This window comes from Ruegeria sp. CDSC081 (genome assembly GCF_059610485.1).
In genome coordinates, this window is sequence record NZ_JBXWNS010000003.1 from 41,963 (window position 1) to 63,522 (window position 21,560).

Below are 21,560 nucleotides of genomic sequence, written 5' to 3' on the forward strand. Positions count from 1 at the left end.
TGGTTGCCGAAACAAGCCTTTTGCAAGCTCACACCATCATTCTTGCGATGAATGCCATCTTGCATCGCTTGATGGCTAAATACTTGAAGCGTGACAAAAACCCGTTGCAGCACCATGCAGATTCACATCAGATACCCCCATGACCCCGCCTACATTCACAACTGACCTGGATACGGATCAGGTTCACCTGCAGATATCGGGTGATCTTCACACCCAGTCTCTGGATATGGTTGAGCGTGAATTCGCGAATTTCCATCCCAACGGCGGAACGGTCACAGTTGATTTGACAGGCGTTAAGGCACTCGACACTGGCGGGGCTTGGCTGATTGCCGGCCTTGTCCGCAAGGTGAAGTCCAGCGGCGGGCAAGTAGAGCTGCACGGTGCAACCGCCGCGCATTCCGCGCTGATCGAAACGGTTTCCCGCAACATGCCGGACGAATCTGCCCCTGATCCCGGAAAGCCAGATTTTCTGGATTGGGTGGCACGTGTCGGCGAGCGTACAGTCGGTGGCTGGAAAGACAGCTTGTCGTTGCTTGAGTTTCTGGGCCTGACGCTACACCGGCTGGTCCGCACAATCTTGATGCCGCGGCGTCTGCGGCGGGCTGCGCTGGTATCGCAGATGGAAGAAACCGGTTTGAAAGCGATTCCGATCGTTGCCCTTATGGGTTTTCTGATCGGCGTTGTACTAGCATTTCAGGGGGCCACGCAGCTCAAGCAGTTCGGGGCCGAGATATTCGTGGTCGAATTGATCTCGATCTCTGTGCTGCGTGAGCTGGGCATTTTGTTGACGGCAATCATTGTTGCGGGTCGCTCGGGATCTGCCTTTACAGCTTCCATCGGCTCGATGAAGGTGCAAGAAGAAATAGATGCCATGCGGACGCTGGGCCTGGATCCGATCGAGGTTCTGGTCATTCCACGCGTTGTGGCGTTGCTGATCATGCTGCCAATCCTAGGGTTCATCGCCGATATCGCCGCCTTGATTGGCGGCGGTCTTATGAGCTGGATCGACCTTGGAGTCAGCCCCGGAATGTTCGTGACCCGCCTCAAGGAAAACACCGGCATCTGGCAATTTGCCATCGGTATGATCAAGGCACCGTTCTTTGCGCTGGTCATCGGTATCATCGCCTGTTGGCAGGCCTTACAGGTCAAAGGATCGGCACAAAGTGTTGGGCAAAGAACCACCGCGTCCGTGGTCCAGGCGATCTTCTTGGTGATCGCGCTGGATGCCATGTTCTCGATCTTTTTCTCGGTACTGGGGGTCTGAAATGGACGGTGTAACCCGCGAACAGATGCCGATTGGCGACACCCAGCGCGAGGCGGTGATACGGGTCCGCAATCTGACCAACCGGTTCGGACCGCAGATCGTGCACCAGGATCTGAATCTGGATGTCTGGCGGGGCGAAGTACTGGGCATTGTCGGCGGCTCGGGCACAGGCAAATCCGTCTTGCTCCGCACCATCGTCGGCCTGAACAAACCGGCCGCGGGAAGCATCGAAGTTCTGGGCGTCGACGTCCTGAACGGCCCCGAACAAGAGAGGCGGCGCATCGAACGCCGCTGGGGCGTCGCCTTTCAGGACGGCGCGCTTTTCTCGTCGCTCACCGTGTTGCAGAATGTCGTAGCCCCCCTGCGCGAGCATACAGGAATAAGTGAAAGCCTTATGTCGGCGCTTGGCGGTCTGAAAATCAGCTTGGTCGGACTGCCGCAGCTGAGCTGTGGCAAATTCCCGTCTGAACTGTCGGGCGGGATGCGCAAACGTGCCGCTTTAGCGCGCGCGCTGGCGCTGGACCCTGAGATCGTATTTCTTGATGAACCAACGGCCGGTTTGGATCCCATCGGCGCCGCTGCTTATGACGACCTGATTGGCGAGCTTCAGCAAGCGCTGGGTCTGACTGTGTTTATGGTCACGCATGATCTGGATAGCCTTTATGCGATTTGCAACAGGATCGCAGTTCTTGCAGAAAAACGTGTTCTGGTTGATGGTCCGATTGAAGAGATGACCAAAGTCGATCATCCTTGGGTCCAAGAATATTTCACCGGCCCCCGGGCGCGCGCAGCACAAAAAAAGGGTCAGGACAGGTAACACCCATGGAAACCCGAGCAAATTATATCCTGATCGGTGCATTCACCCTGGCTGGAATACTGGGTGCGTTTGGCTTTTTTCTATGGCTGGCCAAATTCGAGGTTTCCCGGCAATACGCCTATTACAATGTACTGTTCGACAATGTTTCCGGCCTGTCTGCGGCAGGTGGCGTCAGTTACAACGGACTGCCAGTCGGGCAGGTAATCTCCCTTAACTTGGATGACGAGCACCCATCCAAAGTGCGCGTCCGCATTGAAGTAGACGCAAGTATCCCGGTGACCGAGGATACCGTCGCCCAGTTACAATCGCTTGGGGTCACCGGGGTCAGCTATGTGGAACTGACCGGAGGCTCGGCCTCGGCCAAGCGTTTAGAACAGGACAGCCTGATCAAAAGCAAACGCAGCACCATCCAGTCCTTGTTCGAAGGTGCCCCTAAACTGTTGGAAAAGGCGATTACGCTGATCGAGGATATCGACAAGGTGGTGGATGACAAGAACCGCCAGCAGGTATCTCAGATTCTGGAGAACGTATCTTCGGCCACCGGAAGGCTGGACAAAACCCTTGCAGATTTCGAAAACTTGTCCTCAGATTTGGGTGGCGCAGCTAAAGAAATTTCAGCCTTCTCAAAACGCCTCGAAAAATTGGCAGACACCGCAGAAACAACGCTGGAAGCCGGAACAAATACATTAAATAGCCTGAAAACCGCATCCGACACAGCTGTATCGGCCCTAGACAGCGCAAAAGATACTTTTGACGCAGCAGATCGCATCATGCAGCAGGATCTGCAGCCCTTCATCGAACGGGCCTCGACCCTGGCAGACCACCTTACGGTCCTGACCGAAGATGGGCGCGTCGCGCTGGCCACGGTTTCCGAGACTTTCGTGAACGCAAACAAAACGCTCGGCTCCGTCACTGGTACGATGGAAACAGCAAAGGGCACTTTGACCTCAGCTGAACGCGCATTTGACTCGGCCAATGAGGTGATCAACAAAGATATCGGCGTCGTCATGGATGATGTCCGCAATGCCGCCAACCAAGTGGCGTCCACGGTGACGAAAGTGACAGACAGGCTTGATGATATTTCAGCCGATATCCTCAGCGCGTCCAAATCGGCCTCGGAACTTTTGGGAACGATCGACGGCATCGTTCAGGACAATCGCCGTCAACTGTCCGATTTCATGCGGGTTGGCCTGCCACAATTCACGCGTTTCATAGAAGAATCCCAACGACTGGTGATCAGCCTCGATCGTCTGGTGGACAAAGTTGAACGCGACCCCGCCCGTTTCCTTCTTGGGACCCAAGCATCGGAGTATCGTCAATGATCAGGCATTTGATAATGACCGCAGTTTTGGCGTCTTTGGGGGCGTGTACTGGACTGGAAACGCTGCGGCAGGCCTCAGAACCCAATGATCTCTATCTGCTGACACCCAAAAGCACGTTTTCTTCTTCGCTGCCACGCATCCAGAAACAGATCGTGGTCCAAGAGCCAACCGCGACTGCCGCGGTAAATACCGATCAAATTGCAGTTCAGCCGACACCTTTGCAGGTTCAATATCTGCCGCGTGCCAGATGGGTGGATCGTGCGCCGCTGATCGTCCAGGCGCTTTTGGTCGAAAGCTATGAAAACAGTGGACGGGTATCCGCCGTGGGTCGTTCGACCGTGGGGCTTCGTCCGGATTATGTGATTGTTCCCGATCTACGCGAGTTTCAGGGCATTGTCGTTAACCAGGATGGTGAAAGCTCGACCGTACGCGTCGAAGTTCGCATGAATATCAAGATCGTGGACGAGTTCGACGACAAAATCATCGCTTCGAATTCGTTCCAAGAGAACATAATTGCCGAAAGCAACCAGACCGAAGATCTGGTTACTGCCTTTGACGTTGCTCTGGGTAAAACCATGCGGGATGCTGTCGAATGGAGCATTCGTAGAATTAGTACCCATACAGCCAACAACCCTAGGTCATTCTAGTTTCTCCCAAGCCCGGACCTTACTCAGCCAGCGTCTGGGCCAGACGCATCAAGGTGACAGCTTCAGCCCGATATCCGAAAAAATCCTCATCTCGGGACAGCGTGGCCAGATCAATGGCATCCGCATAGGACCAGCCGCCAAGATATTCTCCGCCCCGGAGCAACTGACCAAATCCTGCAATCGCATAGGAAAAGCGGATGTCATCCGTGACTGTCCCTTGTCCGGGTAAAATAGGCTGCTCCATCAGATTGCTTTGATCTTCACCAGGAAGCTTGTAACGCATTTTGAAGAAACCAATTTCCGCTGAATCATCCGATATGGATTGTTCAGCATACCGCAACGGGCCGTTTCTGATCGCATCGGAACCAACTGGCGTGACCTCGTAGATCGCCGTTACAGTGTGACCTGCTCCAATATCACCAGCATCCACTTTGTCATTTGAAAAGTCCTCGCGCTGCAGGGATCGGGTTTCATAACCGATCAGACGGTATTCAGCGATCTGTAACGGGTTGAACTCGACCTGGATTTTGACGTCGTTGGCGATGGGAAAAAGCGCCCCGGTAAGTTGATCGACCAATACTTTTTGCGCCTCAACCAGCGTATCGATATATGCCGCCTGCCCGTTTCCGTTCTGGGCCAGAGCCTGCATGGTGGCATCGTCCAGATTGCCTCGGCCAAAACCCAGAACGCTTAGGAATGTACCACTGTCGCGCTTACGGGCGATAAAATCCTTCAGGGCATCAGGGTCTGACAGACCCACATTGAAATCGCCATCGGTGGCCAGAATTACGCGGGTCACCTCACCGTCCGCAGCCATACCTTCTGCCACTTGATAGGCTTGCTGCAACCCGGCCTGCCCCGCTGTCGAGCCACCGGCTTCGAGCCTGTCGAGGGCTGAGAGAATGGTCGTCTTTTCGGCTGCCGCGGTCGGTTGCAATACCTGCCCGGCACTTCCCGCATAGGTGACGATCGAAACCTGATCTTCCGGCCTGAGTTCAGACAGCATCAACCTGAAAGACTGTTTCAGCAGCGGCAATTTGTTAGCATCCTGCATTGAGCCCGATGTGTCGATCAGGAAAACCAGGTTCAATGGAGGACGGTCTTCGATCTGGGGAATGACCCCTTGGATGCCGACATGAACAAGCTGCGTCCCCTCATTCCAAGGCGTCGGTGTCACGGTGATCGTAGAACGGAACGGTTCCGCCCCATCAGGCGCTGGGTAGGAATAGGGGAAATAGTTCACCATCTCTTCAACCCGCGCCGCATCCTTGGGCGGCAGATAGCCATTCATCAAAGACGACCGAACAATGGCGTAAGAGGCGGTATCTACATCAATCGAAAAAGTCGAAACCGGTTCGTCCGTCGTGATCTTCAGCGAGTTGCTGTCCGCGTTCGCGAAAGTTTCGGTATTCTGTTCCGGCGCGGGAACAGTCTCATGTTGAATGTCAAATTTCCCGATCGCCGATGCCGGCGCGCGCTGTAAAAGGTCCGCAGCCCCCAGCTGCGCAACGGCCCCCTGCCTCTTGGCGGAAGGTTCGATTGTTTCTTCAATCACAACAGGCGCCTCAACAACTGGTTCTTCGAGATTGGCCTCGGGCATATCCGCCACCAATAGGTCAGACTCCTGCCGTGCGTCGGCGCGGTCCTCGGACCAGGGCAGTGGCGCAACAACTTCGTCGCGCGTCTGCGGCAAGATCACAATCAGAGCCACAGCAGCAACTGCGGTGGTAGCGGTCAGGGCACCGCGATAAGAGAGGGCATTCAACATGGCTTTCGCTCCTTCTGTCAGGCGGGCTATGAGGCCGCGCTTGACAGTGGGACGTCGCGCAGAGGTCGATCCTTGGATATTATCGAATTTTTTTTGCGCCTGGCTCAGATTTTCAATCCGTCGCGATGCATCCGGGGTCGGCGTGGCGGCGTCCATCAGCATCTTCAGCTTGTCCAGTTCATCGGTCATTGTGCCAGTTCCTCTTGCCGCAAGGCGCGCAGCCGTTTGCGGATATCTGACATCCTCCAGGACACTGTCCCTTCGGAAACACCCAGCACCTCTGCAGCTTCTGCATGAGTCATCTCATCCTCGAGGGTCAGGGCCAGAGTGTCTTGCAAGTCCTGTGGCAGGGACCGCATGGCCCGTTGCAACCAATCGACAGCCTCGGCCGTTTCCTGCACCTCGGCCCGGCGCATCTGCTCTACATCCCCCCAGCCGTGGGCCGCCTTTGTGTGACGGGTCGCGCGACGGCGTGCATCCTCGGCTGCATTGACAACAACACGGTACAACCATGTCGTAAACCGGGCTTTGGCACGAAAACCTACGATCTTTGACGGCAAGGTGGCGCATATATCCTGCGTCAGATCTTCGGCCTGATCCGCGCGTCCTGTCAGTCGAAAAGCCAACCGAAAGACCCTGTCGTAGTGGCGTGCCAATAGCGTGGCAAACGCATCAGCGTCCCCTGCAGCAGCGGCCTTTGCCAGATTCTCATCCGATGTTTTCATGCGCATCACAATGGGTAAGACGAACCAAAAACATCAATCCTTGGCAATGCACACAAAAAAATCAGAAATGATCCGCCGATGCGCGATTCCAGTCCTCTGCATATTCATCCGGAAGCGGAGCCTTCAGCAAAGCGCCTTCTTCAAGATGCAAATAGAGTTCAGCATAAGAGCGATCTCTTTCATCTGCAGTACGCCGAAGGATGTCCGAAGGGTGAAGTTCGGAGACCTTTTCCTTGCCCATGGCGCCCAGCAACTCGCGAAAGCTCTCTAATGTCGCGTCGTGATAGCGATGTACCCGTTGTCTTTTTTGCGGAACATTCACAGCGCGGCCTCGTACCGGATCCTGTGTGGCCACGCCGGACGGGCATCGGTTTGTGTTGCAGTGAAGCGCCTGAATGCATCCCACTGCAAACATCATTGCCCTTGCCGCATTACACATATCGGCCCCAAGCGCGCATTTCTCGATGATGTCATAGCCTGTGGCGACTTTGCCCGAGCAAATTATGCGGATCTTATCGCGCAAACCCACACCGCGCAGACAGTTATTCACGAAAATCAACGCCTCGTTCAAAGGCATGCCCAACCGGTTGGTGAATTCTACAGGGGCCGCGCCCGTGCCGCCTTCGGCACCATCAATGGTGATAAAATCAGGCAGGATGCCTGTTTCCAGCATGGCTTTGCATATCGCTAAGAACTCGGACGGACGACCAATGCACAACTTAAACCCAATAGGTTTGCCACCCGACATCTCGCGCAGATTTTGAACGAAATTCATCAAGCCGGTAGGTCCGTCAAATGCGGAATGAATTGGCGGAGAGATCACGTCCTGATGCAGGGGAACACCGCGTATCTGCGCAATCTCTTCATCCACCTTGGCCGCAGGCAACACCCCCCCGTGCGAGGGCTTGGCCCCTTGCGACAGCTTGATTTCAATCGCCTTGACGACCTCGTTCCTGGCTCTTTCGGTGAATTTGTCTTTGTCGAACCCGCCATCCGGTGCGCGGCATCCGAAATACCCAGTGCCAATCTGCCAGATGATATCCCCACCTTCGGCCAGATGGTGCGGCGACAGACCACCCTCACCCGTATTATGCGCAAAACCTCCATCCTTTGCCCCACCATTCAACGCTCGGATTGCATTGGCGCTGAGGGCACCAAAGCTCATCGCTGAAACGTTCAGGCGCGAGGCACTATAGGGTTGGGAACATTGCGGCCCGCCCAACATCACCCGTTCTTCGCTTTCCGGCACATGTTTGGGCGCAAGCGAGTGATTGGCCCTGTGATATCCAACGGTTTGGATGTCGTATTGGGTTCCAAATGCCTGGGTATCAACCTGCCCTTTGGCACGGGAATAAACCAGACTGCGAATGATGCGATTATAGGGACGGCCGTTTTCGTTGGTTTCAACAAAATATTGCCGTATCTCTGGGCTGACGAATTCCAGCATATACCGGAAATGTCCCAGAACCGGGTAGTTATTAAGTACGTTATGCCTGGTGGTCAGTAAATCATAGAGACCGGTCACCGCATATGGGATCAGGACAATAAGGAACCAATGAGCCGGTGGCCAGAAAAACCCAGCCACGATTGTCAGTGGCAGGCACACGAAGCTCAACACGTAATAGAGTCTGCGTATAATCATTCGTGCTCTCCCACTGTGGCTGTTAGCTGAGTCACCGTGGTACAAATTCGCGATTGCACGCAAGCCTTTACGCCCGAAATCACGTAAATGGTGAAACTTGTGATCCGCCATGCGCAGTTGATCCCGGCCGCGCCAATCGGTATCCCGGATGGCAGGGCAACGCGGGCAGGATCATTGGCTGTGAAAAAATCGCAAACAGCATGGGCCACGGCTCTCATGTTCTGCGCCGTTTTCACGGGTGGCGCGGCTGGGTCACTGGTCAGAGAAGCGTTGTCGCTCGGGATCTCGGGCCTGCCGATCTTGACCGAGACCTTTGGCATCAATATAGCCGCATGCTTTGTGCTTGGCTGGTTATACGCCATCCGGCACCGGGTGCATGCGCACGTCCTGCATTTGGGCGCGGTTGGGTTTTGTGGCGGGTTATCTACGTTTTCCTCATTTGTTGCGGAATTGGAACGTCTGGCCGAGGTCAGTTTCGGTTTTGCCCTCGCTGCGGCGGGTTTGGAAATTGTGGCGGGTCTGGCTGCAGCAATTTTGGGTGAAACTGTCGGGCGTCGCTTTTCAACACCGAGGTCGTCAGAATGAGCGATCTCTACCTGCACGCAATGTTTGGTTTGGGCGGCGGTTTGGGCGCGGTTCTGCGGCACTGGATCGCCATTCGAATTCGCCATGACCTGCCCGTGGCAACGCTGATCGTGAACGTCTTTGGCAGTCTGTTGCTTGGGCTTTGGGTCGGGTATCTGGGCGGACCGACGGGCGTCAGCCTGGAGGAACAGCGCCTGGTGTTCGGCTTTTGTGGCGGCTTTACCACTTTCTCCAGCTTTGCATACCAGTCCCTGGAACTGCGGCGCGAACGCACAATCGCTACGGCGGCGGGCAATATCGCGCTGAGCCTTTTGCTGTGTTGGGGCGCGCTGTGGCTTGGGCTGATGGTGATGCGCTGATCCGGTGCAGCCGGACCTACATCGGATAGGTATGCATCCGCACCGCCAGATTCCCCATTATCCAGACCGTCCCAACAATAATGATCAAAAGAACCATCGTGGAAAACAGGACTAGGTCCAGGTCCTCACGGCTGCTGCGTCGACGGTCGATATGCAGGAAATACACCAGTTGAACAATCAGCTGCGCCAGCCCCAACAAACCGATCGACAAATAAACACCCTTGGTCTCGATCCCGAACGTATAGGCAAGGGTAAAGACCGCCAGTGTCAGCAGCAGCGATCCGCCATAGCCAATCACATATCGGCGGCGTTCACGTCGGTGCATTTCGCTGCGCCTATCCATAGGTCAGCCCTCCGAAATAGACGATCGTGATTATGCCGATCCAGATGAGGTCGAGAAAATGCCAGAACAAGGCCAGACGAACCACCCGTGACATCAGAACGTCGGTTAGACCAAACACACGCAGCTGAATACCCAGAACGATCAACCACAGACACCCCGCAGCGACATGCAGCCCGTGCAGCGGCACAAGCCCGTAAAACGCTGACAGAAACCCGCTGCGCTGTGGAATGCCACCCTTTTCCGCCATAGCCAGAAAGTCACGTATCTCAAGTACCAGAAAGCTGAGACCCAGAACCAGAGTTACCGCGAACCAAAGCACGATACGGGGCCGTGGCAGGTTGTATTTCAACGCCAGCATCGCAAGGCCCACTGTAAGGCTGCTGGTCAACAGGATCAGGGTCTGGGCAAAAATGCTGGTCAGGTCGAACAGCTCATGCGGACCGGGCCCACCCGCCTGCGCGTCGATCATGGTGATATAGATCGCGAACATCAGGCCGAAATAGACCAGATCGCTCATCAGAAAGACCCAGAACCCAAAGGTGACCACTTCGCTGGCCTTGTCGGCACCCGGATGCCGTCGGCCCAAGTTTAGGCCCGGATAGCTGTGTGTCGGCGCGCGTTTCATGTAGTGGCCTCCAGATCGGGACGGGCCAGGCCGCGGTTCTCGGGCGCGTATTCATGATCGCGATTGACCGGAGCCGATGCGCGCACGAGATCAAGCCAGGCTTCATGCTCTTTGCGGACCTGCTCGGCCGGAATAACCTCTTCGGTGTCGGTTCTGAAAGTCCAGGCGATGAAGGCCGCCAACATCGCGGCTGTCGTCGCAATAGCCAGCCACCAGATCCACCAGACCAGCGCAAACATCCAGATACCGCTGAGCACGCACAGACCGAACCCGATCGCCGTATTGCGTGGCATGAGGATATCTTCATAGGCATCAAGGGACGGATAGGCGTTGCCGCGCTCTTTTGCGGCGGCAAAATCATCCCGGTCGGTCACATGCGGAATGATTGCAAAGTTATACGGAGGCGGCGGTGCCGGAATTGACCATTCCAGCGTGCGCCCATCCCAAGGGTCGCCAACCGGAACGCGGGTTTTTTCCCGGTCTCGAATGCTGACCCAAAGCTGGACAATGATCGACAGAAGCGCTGCGAGAATGACCATAGACCCAAGCACGGCGACGATCATATAGGGGTGAAAGCTGGGGTCTTCCCAACTGTAAGATCGACGCGGCATCCCCATCAGGCCGACAAAATAAAGCGGCAGGAAGGTCAACATAAATCCAACGGTCCACAACGCGACAGATATCCGTCCCCAGCCTTCATTCAGGCGGAAACCAAAGGCTTTGGGGAACCAATAGTTGTATCCCGCAAGCAGGCCAAATAGGACGCCAGGCAACAGCACATTGTGAAAATGCGCGACCAGGAACAGGGTGTTATGCACCTGATAGTCGATGGTCGGATTGGCCAGGATGACGCCCGACAACCCTCCGATCACGAACAGCATCAGGAAAGACAACCCATAGAGCATCGGGACCGAGAACCGGATACGCCCGCGAAACAGCGTGGCCATCCAATCATAGACTTTCACGCCAGTCGGTATGGCGATCAGCATCGTGGCAATCCCAAACACCGCATTGATCAGCGCGCTTTGGCCCATAGTGAAAAAGTGGTGCAGCCAGACCGTGAAGGACAGCACCGCAATCGACATCGTGGCAATGACCAGAGAATTATACCCGTACAGGCGCTTGGCCGAGAAGGTCGCAAACACCTCGGAATAGATACCATAGGCGGGCAGGACCAACAGATAGACCTCGGGGTGACCGAACAGCCAAAACAGGTTGGCATAGTTCATCATGTTGCCGCCTAGGTCATTGGTGAAAAAGTGGAAATCCAGGTACCGGTCTGCGGCCAGCATCAGCGCCGCAACACCCAGCGGCGGCATGGCAAAGACAATCAGGATCGAGCTGCAGATGATCGTCCAGCAATACATCGGCAAGCGCATGAACTGCATCCCCGGCGCGCGCATCTTGTAGATCGTAACGGCAAAGTTGATCCCGGTCAGCGTCGTGCCGATTCCCGAAACGACGATGGCCCAAATCCAATAATCCGGCCCAACGCCGGGATTGAAGGCTGCACCGGTAAAGGGAGGGTAGGCCGTCCAGCCCCCGGTCGAGAACTCTCCGACCACCAGGGAAACCATCAGCATCATGCCCGAGGACACGGTCAGGCCTAGGCTGATCTGGTTCATCACCGGGAATGCCACGTCGCGGGCGCCGATCATCAGCGGGATCAGGAAATTGGCGGCGCCGAACACAAACGGAACGGCCACGAAGAAGATCATGATCGTGCCATGGGTACTGAAAAGCTCGGCGAAATGCTCGGCTTCCAGAAAGCCTTCGCCCGGCCCTGCGGCTTGCTGGGCGCGCATGACAACGCCTTCCAGAACCCCCCGCGCCAGCATCACGATGGCAAAGACGATATACATGATGCCGATCTTCTTGTGGTCGGCGCTGGTCAGCCAGTCACGCCACAGCGGCCCCCACAGACGAAACCATGTCAGCAGCCCCACAACGGCAATGACGCCCACAATCACGATCCCAGCGGCAGCATTTGCCACGATCTCATTTGCGTTGGGCGACTGGATCAACCCGGTGATCGGAAAAGCATCCCAGTTTAGACGGCCGAAAAAACCAGTCTCGACATCGGTCATTGTGTTTTCTCCTGACCATATTCGGCAGTGCCCGGTTGCTGATCGGCAGGCAAGGGTGTGGCCCCGTGATAGCGGTGCAGGATCGACTGAAACAGATCACCATCGGCTAGCGTGAAATACAGCGCATCAGTCGGCATCTGATCATTGCCCAACATGGCCTGCACCTCGTCCCGGTCCGTTCGCATGGCAAGCGTTCGGTATGTTTCAGCGCTCAACGGAACCCCGTTTGCCCGGACATTCTCGGCCCAGTCATTGAACTCCTGAGACGACATGGCAATGGCTTTGAATTTCTGTTTGGTAAAGCCACGTCCGTTATACTGCGTATTTTCGCCCTGCATTGTTTCGGGCCTATCGGCGACAAGGTGCAATTTGGTCGTCATCCCCGGCATGGCATAGATTTGCCCGGCCAGTGCCGGGATCATAAAGGACTGCATCACCGTATCTGTTGTCAGTGTGACAGCCACCTGTTGGTTGACCGGGAGCCCCATCTCACCGACGCTGGCGATGCCAAGATCGGGGTAGATGAACAGCCACTTCCAGTCGAGACCAACAACCTGCACTTTCAGCGCCGGTTCTTCTCCGAATGAGGTCTCGTAAGGGTCCAGCCGGTGGGTGGCTTTCCACAAATAGAATGAAAGGATGGCCACAATAACAACCGGGATACCCCACATGAGAAACTCCAACCGGGCGGAAAAATCCCATTCCGGTCGATAGTCTGCCTGCCCCTCCTTTCGCCTTCGATACCGTATGGCAATCAAAGGCACCAGGATCAGAACCGGAACAACTGCGACCAGTATCAGAACAGTTGCCCGTAAAAGGTGGCTTTTCTGAAGGGCGGCGACGGGTCCCTGAGGGTCCAAGAAATTGTTGCTGGCTTCGGCAACCGGCACAAAGCCAAGACCTGCGATGGCGGCAGACAGGACAACCAAGGATGCAAAAGACGGTCTGGAATATGTCACGCCTGTTCATCCTCATTTCAAAATTGATTGGGACAACTATCGGCAGAGTCCTGAATTTTCACAAGGATTTTTACGCAGCTCTGCCAGTTTCCCGAGATTTGATCTTGCCACCCTAATCACAGCGGCAGAAACGCCGTTCTGGTAGGTTGACTTAAAGTAGATCGCAGGTGAGATCATAGGACAATGCGTTGGTTAATCCTTACTCTTGGACTTTGCTACCTGTCGACAAGTGCGACAGCACAGGATCGTGCGGCGATCGAGGCTCAGTTTCAGTCATGGCTGAAACACACGGTCTGGGCGCGGGCGAAATCCGAGGGTATTTCAAAGCGCACGATGAACAGGGCCTTCAACGGCGTCACGCTGAACTGGAAACTGCCAGATCTGGTGCCTCCGGGCACGGCAAAAGCAGTTCCCAAACAGCAAAAACAGGCCGAGTTCGGATCACCAGGCCGCTATTTCAACGCTGGTTCGGTTCAGGGGGCCACCTCTGTCGGGCGCAAGATGGCCCGGCGCTATAGCGCGACGCTAAGCCAGGTGGAATCCGATACCGGCGTCCCTGCGCGCATCATTCTTGCGATCTGGGGCCGCGAAAGCGGATATGGGCAGGTGGCTATCCGGCATAATGCATTTCAGGTTCTGGGCACCAAAGGTTTCATGAGCACCCGCTCAGAATATTTCACGTCAGAGCTTATCGCCGCGCTCAAGATTGCCGAGGCTGGCCACATACCGCCGGATCAAATGAAAAGCAGTTGGGCCGGTGCGCTTGGGCAACCGCAGTTCATGCCATCGAACTACCTGACTTATGCGGCCGATGGAAATGGCGACGGGCGCGCGGATATCTGGACCTCGGCCGAGGACACAATTTCATCGATCGGAAACTACCTCGACCAACATGGCTGGGTCTCGGGTCGTGATTGGGGGTTCGAAGTAACTGTCCCGTCTTCGGTTTCCTGCACCCTCGAAGGGCCGGATCAGGGCCGTCCTATTCGCGACTGGGCCGGGCTAGGGATCACCCGTGTATCTGGCAAGCCGTTTCCAAAACAAGAAATGCAGGGGCAAGGGTTTTTGATGATGCCCGCCGGGCGCAATGGCCCGGCCTTCATTGTCACCCCTAATTTTTATGTCCTGAAAGAATACAACAAAAGCGATCTCTACGCCCTGTTCGTCGGCCATGTTGGGGATAGGATAGAATATGGCGTCCAGGATTTCCGCGGCCGGTGGGACAAAGTCGGCGGTCTTTACCGATCGGATATAGCAGCCATGCAGCGCGCATTGGAACAGATGGGCCATGACGTCGGCGGCGCTGACGGCCTGCCGGGCTTTCGAACACGCCGCTCTATCGGGCGCTGGCAAGAGGCCACCAATCAGTCCGCCACATGCTTTCCTCAGACCCATATGGTCCGGGCACTGACCCAATAGCGATTCGCGCCAATTTTTGGAAAGCCGCAAAAGCGGACCTTGCGTCAACGCTCAACCGCGTACTCAAGAGCTTCACAAAAATGTCAAGAAACCATCGCGTATCATTATAATATTTCCGTTCTCCCGTGGAATTTTTTAGATTTCGGCCGCACCTGGCCATTTTGCACGCAAAGGCTTTAACCTTTTTTGAAATAGTGCCACGTTCTGCATCAGTGAAAGGCGACTTTCGCAACTACGTTTCCGACAGCAAACCGAAAGACTGCGACGCGGTGTTCATTGCGATCTGAAAAAGCAAAATTCGAACAAGTCCCGGTCTATCTGAGTCGGACAATCATGGTGGTCAGCGACCATCCTGAACGGATGTGCGTACCTTGCCACCACACAAATGGGAGTAGAAAGATATGAACAAATACATTCGGACATCTCTGGCGGGGCTACTGACCTCGACCATGATCACCGGCGCTGCATTTGCCGCCGGCACCCATCCCGAAACCGGCGAGGCGCTGGCGGATGATCAAACCTTCACCTATCGCGTTCTGGATGAGCACAGTTCGGTTGACCCGCAGGTTGTTGAAGACGTTACCGGCGCGGAAATTGTCCGCGACCTGTTCGAAGGCCTGATGAACCAAGACGAAGACGGCAATTTGGTGCCCGGTGTCGCAACCGGCTATACCACAAACGATACCAAGGACGTTTACACATTTACACTGCGTGATAACGCCAAATGGTCCAATGGTGATCCGGTCACGGCAGGCGATTTCGTCTTTGCATGGAAACGTGCCGTCGATCCCGCTCTGTCCTCGCCTTATGCGTGGTTCATGGAGCTGATGTCGATCGAAAATGCGGCCGAAATCATTGCTGGTGAGAAGCCGGTGGACGAACTGGGCGTAACTGCCATCGACGACCACACACTTGAGGTCAAGCTGAGCGCAGCACTGCCTTATTTCGCGCAAATGACCACCCATTCCACCACCTTCCCTGCCCCGCAGAAGGTGATCGAAGAGTTCGGCGACGCCTGGACTAAGCCGGAAAACATCGTCTCGAACGGCGCCTATGTTCTGACCGAACACCTGCCACAGGAACGCTCGGTCCGTGAGCGCAACGAGATGTATTGGGATAACGACAATACGATTGTCGAAAAAGTCGTGGCCCTTGTCATCAACGACGAAAACGTAGCCCTGACCCGTTACCTCGCAGGCGAGCTGGACCGCACTGAAGTACCTGCTGGTCAGTTCCCGCGCCTACAGAAAGAGCACCCCGAAGAGGCCATCAGCTTCCCGCGCCTGTGCAACTATTACTATACATTCAACCTGTCTGACAGCGGACCGGAAGAATTCAAGAACCCAAATGTACGTCAAGCCCTGTCTCTTGCAGTTGACCGCGACATCATCACCAAGAACGTCAAAGCCGGTGGTGAGCCGCCCGCATATACGTTCGCACCCGAAGCAACCGCTGGGTTCACCGTCCCTGAAGTCGAAATGGCTTCGATGACGCAAGCCGAGCGTGACGAGCTGGCCAAGGAGCTGCTGGCCGAGGCCGGATTTGGCCCCGACAACCCGCTGAGCTTTGACATGGTCTACAACACATCAGAGGCCCATAAGAAAGTCGCAGTGGCACTGAGCCAGATGTGGAAACAGAAACTGGGCGTACAGGTCGAGTTGGCCAATATGGAATGGAAAGTGTTCTTGGAAGAGCGCGGCAACCAGAACTTTGATCTGGCCCGTGGCGCCTGGTGTGGCGACTATAACGAAGCCTCGACCTTCCTGGACCTGTTGCAATCGGATTCCGGCTATAACGACGGCAAGTACAACAACTCCAAAGTTGACGAATTGCTGACCCAGGCCAAGACAGCAGATGACGCAGCACCACTGTATACCGAGGTTGAGCGGATCATTGCACAAGAGACTCCGGTTATCCCGATCTATCACTATGCTGGCGTCTACATGATGGACAGCGATGTAGGCAACTGGCCGGTCAAGAACGTAGAGCAGAACTGGTACTCCAAGAACCTCTACAAGATCGCCGAATAACCTTCCTTAGACCAAGCTTTGCCCCGAAGATCACCCCGGGGCAAAGCCAATAATGGGGGCATGAAATGCTTGCCTATATCATCCGGCGATTGCTGATCGCCGTTCCAACGATCCTGTTGCTGATCGTTGCCTGTTTTTTTCTGATGCACTACGCGCCCGGCGGGCCGTTTACCTCGGAACGGCCATTGCCGCCGCAGGTACTGGCCAATATTGAGGCGCGCTATGGTCTGGACCAGCCGCTGTGGAAACAGCTTTGGGACTATCTGTACAACATTGTCGTGCATTTCGATTTCGGCCCGTCCTTCAAGTTCAAGGACCGGGACGTCAATGATATCATTTCGCAAGGCTTCCCGATCTCGCTGACTTATGGGTCATTGTCATTCCTGCTGGCAAGTGTCGTAGGTATTGGCCTTGGGATCGCCGCAGCCATCCGACACAATAGCTGGATCGACTATTTTGCCGTAGGTCTGGGGATCGCTGCGCAGGCTCTGCCGAACTTCATCATGGGGCCGATCCTGATCCTGACTTTCACTTTGTGGTTGGGATGGTTGCCGGGTGGTGGCTGGAACGGCGGTCAGTGGCAATACCTGATCATGCCTGTCATCGCTTTGGCCACATCCTATATGGGGTCGATCGCGCGGATTACCCGTTCGTCGATGCTGGAAGTTCTGAACTCGAACTTCATCCGCACGGCCCGGGCCAAGGGTTTGCCTACCAGGACCGTAATCTGGCGCCATGCGTTGAAGCCCACGCTGCTGCCGGTGGTGTCCTATCTGGGGCCGGTCTTTGTCTATGTTCTGACCGGATCAGTTTTCGTCGACATCTATTTCTCGACCGGCGGTCTCGGGCAGGCCTATGTCGGCTCGGCCCTGTCGCGCGATTATGCAGTGCTGCTGGGGGTCACCATCCTCTACGGCACGCTGACTGTCATCGTGAACCTGCTGACCGATCTGGCTTATGCCTGGTTCGATCCGAAAATCCGGTACTGAGGGGCACAAAATGCTAGGAAAATCACAAAAAGCCGCCCATCTGGCCGAGGATATCACCGATTTCACGGCCGTTCAGGGGCGTTCCCTCTGGCAGGATGCGCGGATGCGGTTTGTCCGCAACAAAGCCGCAATGGCGAGTGTATTCATCTTGCTGATGATCGTTCTGTTCACAATCTTCGGCCCATATTTCGCCGTTTGGAGCAATGAGGAAATCGACTGGAACGTGATGGGTGACATCCGTGGCATGGGAATGCCGTCGATCGAGACCGGGCACTTCTTTGGCGTCGACGATCTGGGGCGCGACCTTTACAGCCGGGTCATTCAGGCCACAACAACATCGTTGTTGGTGGGGCTAGTCGGGGCGGCCACCGCGTTGATTGTTGGCACCTGCTATGGCATCGCCGCCGGGTATATTGGCGGGCGCCTTGACGGCGCGATGATGCGGTTCGTCGATATCCTTCTGGCCATTCCGACAACTCTGATCATCATTCTGTTGCTTGTAGTGGCCGGTCGGTCGTTCTTTACCCTGTTCATCGCATTGGGCGCGGTTGGTTGGCTAACCATGTCACGGATCGTCAGAGGGCAGACTCTGGCCCTGAAAAACCGCGAATTCATCGAGGCCGCGCGTGCCGCCGGTGTTAGCGAATTCACCATCATGTATCGCCATATCCTGCCCAACCTGCTGGGCGTGGTAATCGTCTATGCTTCGCTTCTGGTGCCCGAGATGATCCTGACCGAAAGCTTTATCTCGTTCCTCGGACTTGGCATCTCGGAGCCCTATACCTCGCTAGGCCGTCTGATCGCTGAAGGGGCAGGCACAATGGGGTACGGAACCCTCTGGCAGCTGATGTTCCCTCTGACATTCTATGTCGCCATTATCATCACGATGTTCTTCATCGGCGATGGGCTGCGTGACGCTCTGGACCCAAAGGATCGCTGATATGAGCCTGTTCTCTGTTAAGGACCTAAGCGTCCAGTTCGACACCCCCGATGGTGTGGTCGAGGCCGTCAAAGGCATCAGCTTTGACATTAATCCGGGCGAATGCCTTGGTATTGTGGGCGAAAGCGGGTCCGGTAAAAGCCAGACTTTCATGGCCGCGATGGGGCTGTTGCCTTCAGCGGGTCGTGCAATCGGTTCGGCCACACTGAATGGCAAGGAAATCCTGAATCTGCCGATCAACAAGCTGAACCAGATCCGGGGCGATGACGTCGGCATGATCTTTCAGGATCCGCTGACCGCCCTGACCCCGCATCTGCGGGTCGGGCAGCAAATGCGTGAGGTTCTGCAGGTTCACGAAGGGTTGCAGGGTTCGGCCGCTCGGGCGCGCTGTCTGGAGTGGTTGGATCGGGTCCGCATCCCCGAGGCAAACCGTCGTCTGGATCAATACCCGCACGAATTGTCGGGGGGCATGCGCCAACGTGTCATGATCGCCATGTCGATGTTGTGCAGCCCAAAGCTGCTGATCGCCGATGAACCGACCACGGCGCTGGATGTGACGGTCCAGGCCGACATTCTGGACTTGATGGTGCACCTGCAAAAAGACGAAGGCACTGCCATTGCACTGATCACGCATGACATGGGCGTGGTGGCACGGATGTGTGACCGCATTCAGGTCATGCGTCTGGGTCAGTTTGTTGAGGCCGGGGAAACACGCGAGATCTTCCGAGCGCCGCAGCATGAATACACCCGCACCCTGCTTGAAGCGATGCCGCGCATTGATGCCGGTGACGCGCCAAAAGCGCTGGCAGAAACCGATGAACCTCTGCTGCGGGTCGATGACGTCAAAGTGCATTTCCCGATCCATGTCTCGGGCGGGCTGTTCGGGCGCAAGGTGCCGCTGAAGGCCGTGGACGGTGTCAGCTTTGACATCCGTAAGGGCGAGACGCTGGGCGTTGTGGGTGAATCCGGCTGTGGCAAATCCACACTGGCGCGGGCGGTTCTGCAGCTGATCGAACCCAGCGGTGGCAATGTCAGCTGGCTGGGCCATCCGATAGTCGGGCTAAAGCGGGCCGAGCTGAACAAGTACCGCAAGGACCTGCAGATTGTGTTCCAGGATCCGCTGGCCAGCCTCGATCCGCGAATGACCATCTCGGCCTCTATCGCCGAACCGCTGAAAACCTATCGCCCGGATCTGACAGAGCGTGAGCGCAAGAAAATGGTCGGCGAAATGATGGAGCGGGTTGGCCTGCAGGCCAACATGATCAACCGCTATCCGCACGAGCTGTCCGGTGGGCAGAACCAGCGGGTCGGGATCGCGCGGGCGATGATCAACAAGCCCAAGCTGATCATTTGTGACGAGGCGGTCTCGGCTCTGGACGTGTCGATCCAGGCCCAGATCGTAGAGCTTTTGAAAGAGCTGCAGCAGGAATTCGGGCTGTCGATGATTTTCATCAGCCACGACCTGTCCGTGGTACGGACAGTGTCAAACCGGATCATGGTACTGTATCTGGGGCGCATCGTCGAATTGGGAGATGGAGAGGTGATCTGTTCGCAGCCTCTACACCCCTATACCAAATCGCTGATCTCGGCGGTCCCGATCCCCGATCCGGATGTGGAACGGCAACGCCAGCGCCTCAAATTGCCGGGCGAGCTGCCTTCGCCGATGGACCCGAAAGCGGCGCTCAGGTTCTTGCCCAGCCGGCTATCGGCCGGTCAGAACGATTATGTTCCACAGCTCAACGAGGTCGCACCAAACCATTTCGTGGCCGAGCATGACCCGCTTGAGACAATACTGGCGAACACATAAATCCCCTGTCCCCGAGGCCGCATGAACAGCCTCGGGGACAGGTTCGGCTTTGCACGACTTCATGACGATTCTTGGCGTATTCTTGCCAATGAATGGACGAAGGGCCGGATTGTACAACAAAACACCGGTAAATGACGGGTTTCAAAGGCATCAAACGGCGGTTCGTTTTGACTTCCCCTACCCCCGGTGGCACCTTCCTGTCAGATTTTAGACTGCGGCCGCGATGTCATTGATTGTTCTGACTGCGCAGCCTAATAGGAAACCCCGGCCTGCCCTACGCGGTCGGGCAAGAATTGAATTTGAGAGGTAACATGGTACGCAAGGTCACCAAGGCGATTTTCCCCGTTGCGGGATTGGGCACGCGTTTTCTCCCAGCGACAAAATCCGTCCCCAAAGAGATCATGACACTGGTTGACCGTCCTTTGGTTCAATACGCAATCGACGAAGCCCGTGCCGCAGGTATTACCGAATTCATCTTTGTAACTTCGCGTGGCAAATCTGCGCTGGAAGATTACTTTGATCACAACCTCGTTCTGGAACAAGAGCTCAAGGCCAAGGGCAAGGATGACCTGCTTGAGGCGCTGAATGCAACGAATATGGAAAGCGGCGCCATCGCCTATATCCGTCAGCACAAGGCGCTTGGGCTGGGCCATGCGGTCTGGTGCGCCCGCCGGCTGATCGGCGACGAGCCATTTGCCGTCATGCTGCCTGATGACGTCATTGCTGCTGATAAACCCTGTCTGCAGCAGATGGTCGAAGCCTATGCGGAAACCGGTGGCAACATGGTCGCAACGATGGAAGTGCCAAACGAAAAAACCAGTTCCTATGGCGTTCTGGATGTAGGCGAAAACGTCGGCTCAGTGGTTCGCGCCAGAGGAATGGTTGAAAAGCCCAAGCCGGAAGAAGCCCCCTCGAACCTGGCCGTTATCGGTCGGTATATTCTGGGGCCGTCAGTGCTGTACAATCTCAACCAAAAGAAAACGGGCAGTGGCGGTGAGATTCAGCTGACCGATGCAATCGCAGAAGACATCTGTAACGGTGTGCCCGTGTTTGGCTATAAATTCGACGGCCAGCGATTTGATTGCGGCTCGAAAGCCGGGTTCCTCCAGGCAACTGTTGCCTTTGCGCTGGCCCGTAGCGATCTGCGTGATGACCTGAGCCAATATCTGAACGAGATAGTCGCCGCCGGGAAGGCCGCTCAATAGCGCCCGCAACCTTCAGCATGTCGTTTC

General features: G+C 55.9%; 19 protein-coding genes. 12 read left to right on the forward strand and 7 right to left on the reverse strand.

Going from position 1 to position 21,560, the window contains the following annotated elements; genetic code table 11:
* Nucleotides 1-139: 139 nt before the first annotated feature.
* The 4 genes from AC2FH9_RS05790 to AC2FH9_RS05805 are packed head-to-tail and all read left to right on the forward strand — an operon-like array spanning nt 140 to nt 4,050.
* The gene (locus AC2FH9_RS05790; RefSeq protein WP_496693778.1) at nt 140-1,264 is read left to right on the forward strand and encodes an ABC transporter permease; all 1,125 of its coding nucleotides are present in this window, start codon (nt 140-142) and stop codon (nt 1,262-1,264) included.
* A 1-nt stretch (nt 1,265) separates the two neighbouring features.
* The gene (locus AC2FH9_RS05795; RefSeq protein WP_271949003.1) at nt 1,266-2,081 is read left to right on the forward strand and encodes an ABC transporter ATP-binding protein; all 816 of its coding nucleotides are present in this window, start codon (nt 1,266-1,268) and stop codon (nt 2,079-2,081) included.
* Nucleotides 2,082-2,086: 5 nt separating this feature from the next.
* Entirely contained in the window at nt 2,087-3,403 is a 1,317-nt protein-coding gene (locus AC2FH9_RS05800; protein ID WP_142636429.1) for an MlaD family protein, read from the forward strand.
* 14 nt (nt 3,404-3,417) lie between these two features.
* The gene (locus AC2FH9_RS05805) at nt 3,418-4,050 is read left to right on the forward strand and encodes an ABC-type transport auxiliary lipoprotein family protein (protein ID WP_496871050.1); all 633 of its coding nucleotides are present in this window, start codon (nt 3,418-3,420) and stop codon (nt 4,048-4,050) included.
* 19 nt (nt 4,051-4,069) lie between these two features.
* On the opposite strand, the gene AC2FH9_RS05810 is transcribed toward AC2FH9_RS05805, so the two are convergent.
* The 3 genes from AC2FH9_RS05810 to AC2FH9_RS05820 all read right to left on the reverse strand — a co-directional run bounded on the left by AC2FH9_RS05810 (nt 4,070) and on the right by AC2FH9_RS05820 (nt 8,185).
* Entirely contained in the window at nt 4,070-6,007 is a 1,938-nt protein-coding gene (locus tag AC2FH9_RS05810) for a vWA domain-containing protein (protein ID WP_496871051.1), read from the reverse strand.
* On the reverse strand, nt 6,004-6,543 hold the full coding sequence (locus AC2FH9_RS05815; RefSeq protein ID WP_496677288.1) for an RNA polymerase sigma factor: 540 nt from the start codon (nt 6,541-6,543) through the stop codon (nt 6,004-6,006). The genes AC2FH9_RS05810 and AC2FH9_RS05815 overlap by 4 nt, the downstream gene beginning before the upstream one ends.
* Nucleotides 6,544-6,604: 61 nt before the next feature.
* The gene (locus AC2FH9_RS05820) at nt 6,605-8,185 is read right to left on the reverse strand and encodes an FMN-binding glutamate synthase family protein (protein ID WP_496871052.1); all 1,581 of its coding nucleotides are present in this window, start codon (nt 8,183-8,185) and stop codon (nt 6,605-6,607) included.
* Nucleotides 8,186-8,272: 87 nt separating this feature from the next.
* Between AC2FH9_RS05820 and AC2FH9_RS05825 the strand changes: the two genes are divergently transcribed.
* Entirely contained in the window at nt 8,273-8,770 is a 498-nt protein-coding gene (locus tag AC2FH9_RS05825; protein WP_496788787.1) for a fluoride efflux transporter FluC, read from the forward strand.
* Nucleotides 8,767-9,129, forward strand: coding sequence for a fluoride efflux transporter FluC (locus tag AC2FH9_RS05830; protein WP_496749858.1), 363 nt, complete (start codon nt 8,767-8,769; stop codon nt 9,127-9,129). Before AC2FH9_RS05825 ends, AC2FH9_RS05830 begins: the two co-directional genes overlap by 4 nt.
* A gap of 16 nt (nt 9,130-9,145) precedes the next feature.
* Here the strand turns inward: AC2FH9_RS05830 and AC2FH9_RS05835 are convergent, their stop codons facing one another.
* Genes AC2FH9_RS05835 through AC2FH9_RS05850 form a run of 4 tightly spaced genes read right to left on the reverse strand, consistent with a single transcriptional unit; the run spans nt 9,146 to nt 13,143 of the window.
* Nucleotides 9,146-9,454, reverse strand: a complete 309-nt coding sequence (locus AC2FH9_RS05835; protein ID WP_496871053.1) for a cytochrome o ubiquinol oxidase subunit IV — start codon at nt 9,452-9,454, stop codon at nt 9,146-9,148.
* A 10-nt stretch (nt 9,455-9,464) separates the two neighbouring features.
* Nucleotides 9,465-10,097 (reverse strand): cytochrome c oxidase subunit 3, encoded by a 633-nt coding sequence (locus AC2FH9_RS05840; protein ID WP_142639822.1) that lies wholly within the window; start codon nt 10,095-10,097, stop codon nt 9,465-9,467.
* The gene (locus AC2FH9_RS05845; RefSeq protein WP_496871054.1) at nt 10,094-12,184 is read right to left on the reverse strand and encodes a cbb3-type cytochrome c oxidase subunit I; all 2,091 of its coding nucleotides are present in this window, start codon (nt 12,182-12,184) and stop codon (nt 10,094-10,096) included. The genes AC2FH9_RS05840 and AC2FH9_RS05845 overlap by 4 nt, the downstream gene beginning before the upstream one ends.
* Entirely contained in the window at nt 12,181-13,143 is a 963-nt protein-coding gene (locus AC2FH9_RS05850) for a cytochrome ubiquinol oxidase subunit II family protein (RefSeq protein WP_496749862.1), read from the reverse strand. The genes AC2FH9_RS05845 and AC2FH9_RS05850 overlap by 4 nt, the downstream gene beginning before the upstream one ends.
* Before the next feature lie 183 nt (nt 13,144-13,326).
* Here AC2FH9_RS05850 and AC2FH9_RS05855 point away from each other — a divergent pair, with 183 nt between their 5' ends.
* The 6 genes from AC2FH9_RS05855 (at nt 13,327) to galU (ending at nt 21,533) form a co-directional block, all read left to right on the forward strand.
* On the forward strand, nt 13,327-14,562 hold the full coding sequence (locus AC2FH9_RS05855; RefSeq protein ID WP_142639828.1) for a lytic murein transglycosylase: 1,236 nt from the start codon (nt 13,327-13,329) through the stop codon (nt 14,560-14,562).
* Nucleotides 14,563-14,963: 401 nt separating this feature from the next.
* On the forward strand, nt 14,964-16,592 hold the full coding sequence (locus tag AC2FH9_RS05860; RefSeq protein WP_142639830.1) for a peptide ABC transporter substrate-binding protein: 1,629 nt from the start codon (nt 14,964-14,966) through the stop codon (nt 16,590-16,592).
* A gap of 65 nt (nt 16,593-16,657) precedes the next feature.
* Complete coding sequence (gene oppB, locus AC2FH9_RS05865) at nt 16,658-17,581, forward strand: oligopeptide ABC transporter permease OppB (protein WP_142639832.1); 924 nt, start codon at nt 16,658-16,660, stop codon at nt 17,579-17,581.
* Nucleotides 17,582-17,591: 10 nt separating this feature from the next.
* Nucleotides 17,592-18,521 (forward strand): ABC transporter permease subunit, encoded by a 930-nt coding sequence (locus tag AC2FH9_RS05870; protein ID WP_142639834.1) that lies wholly within the window; start codon nt 17,592-17,594, stop codon nt 18,519-18,521.
* A 1-nt stretch (nt 18,522) separates the two neighbouring features.
* Entirely contained in the window at nt 18,523-20,328 is a 1,806-nt protein-coding gene (locus tag AC2FH9_RS05875) for an ABC transporter ATP-binding protein (RefSeq protein WP_496871055.1), read from the forward strand.
* A gap of 311 nt (nt 20,329-20,639) precedes the next feature.
* The gene (galU, locus tag AC2FH9_RS05880; RefSeq protein WP_496749864.1) at nt 20,640-21,533 is read left to right on the forward strand and encodes a UTP--glucose-1-phosphate uridylyltransferase GalU; all 894 of its coding nucleotides are present in this window, start codon (nt 20,640-20,642) and stop codon (nt 21,531-21,533) included.
* Nucleotides 21,534-21,560 lie beyond the last annotated feature (27 nt).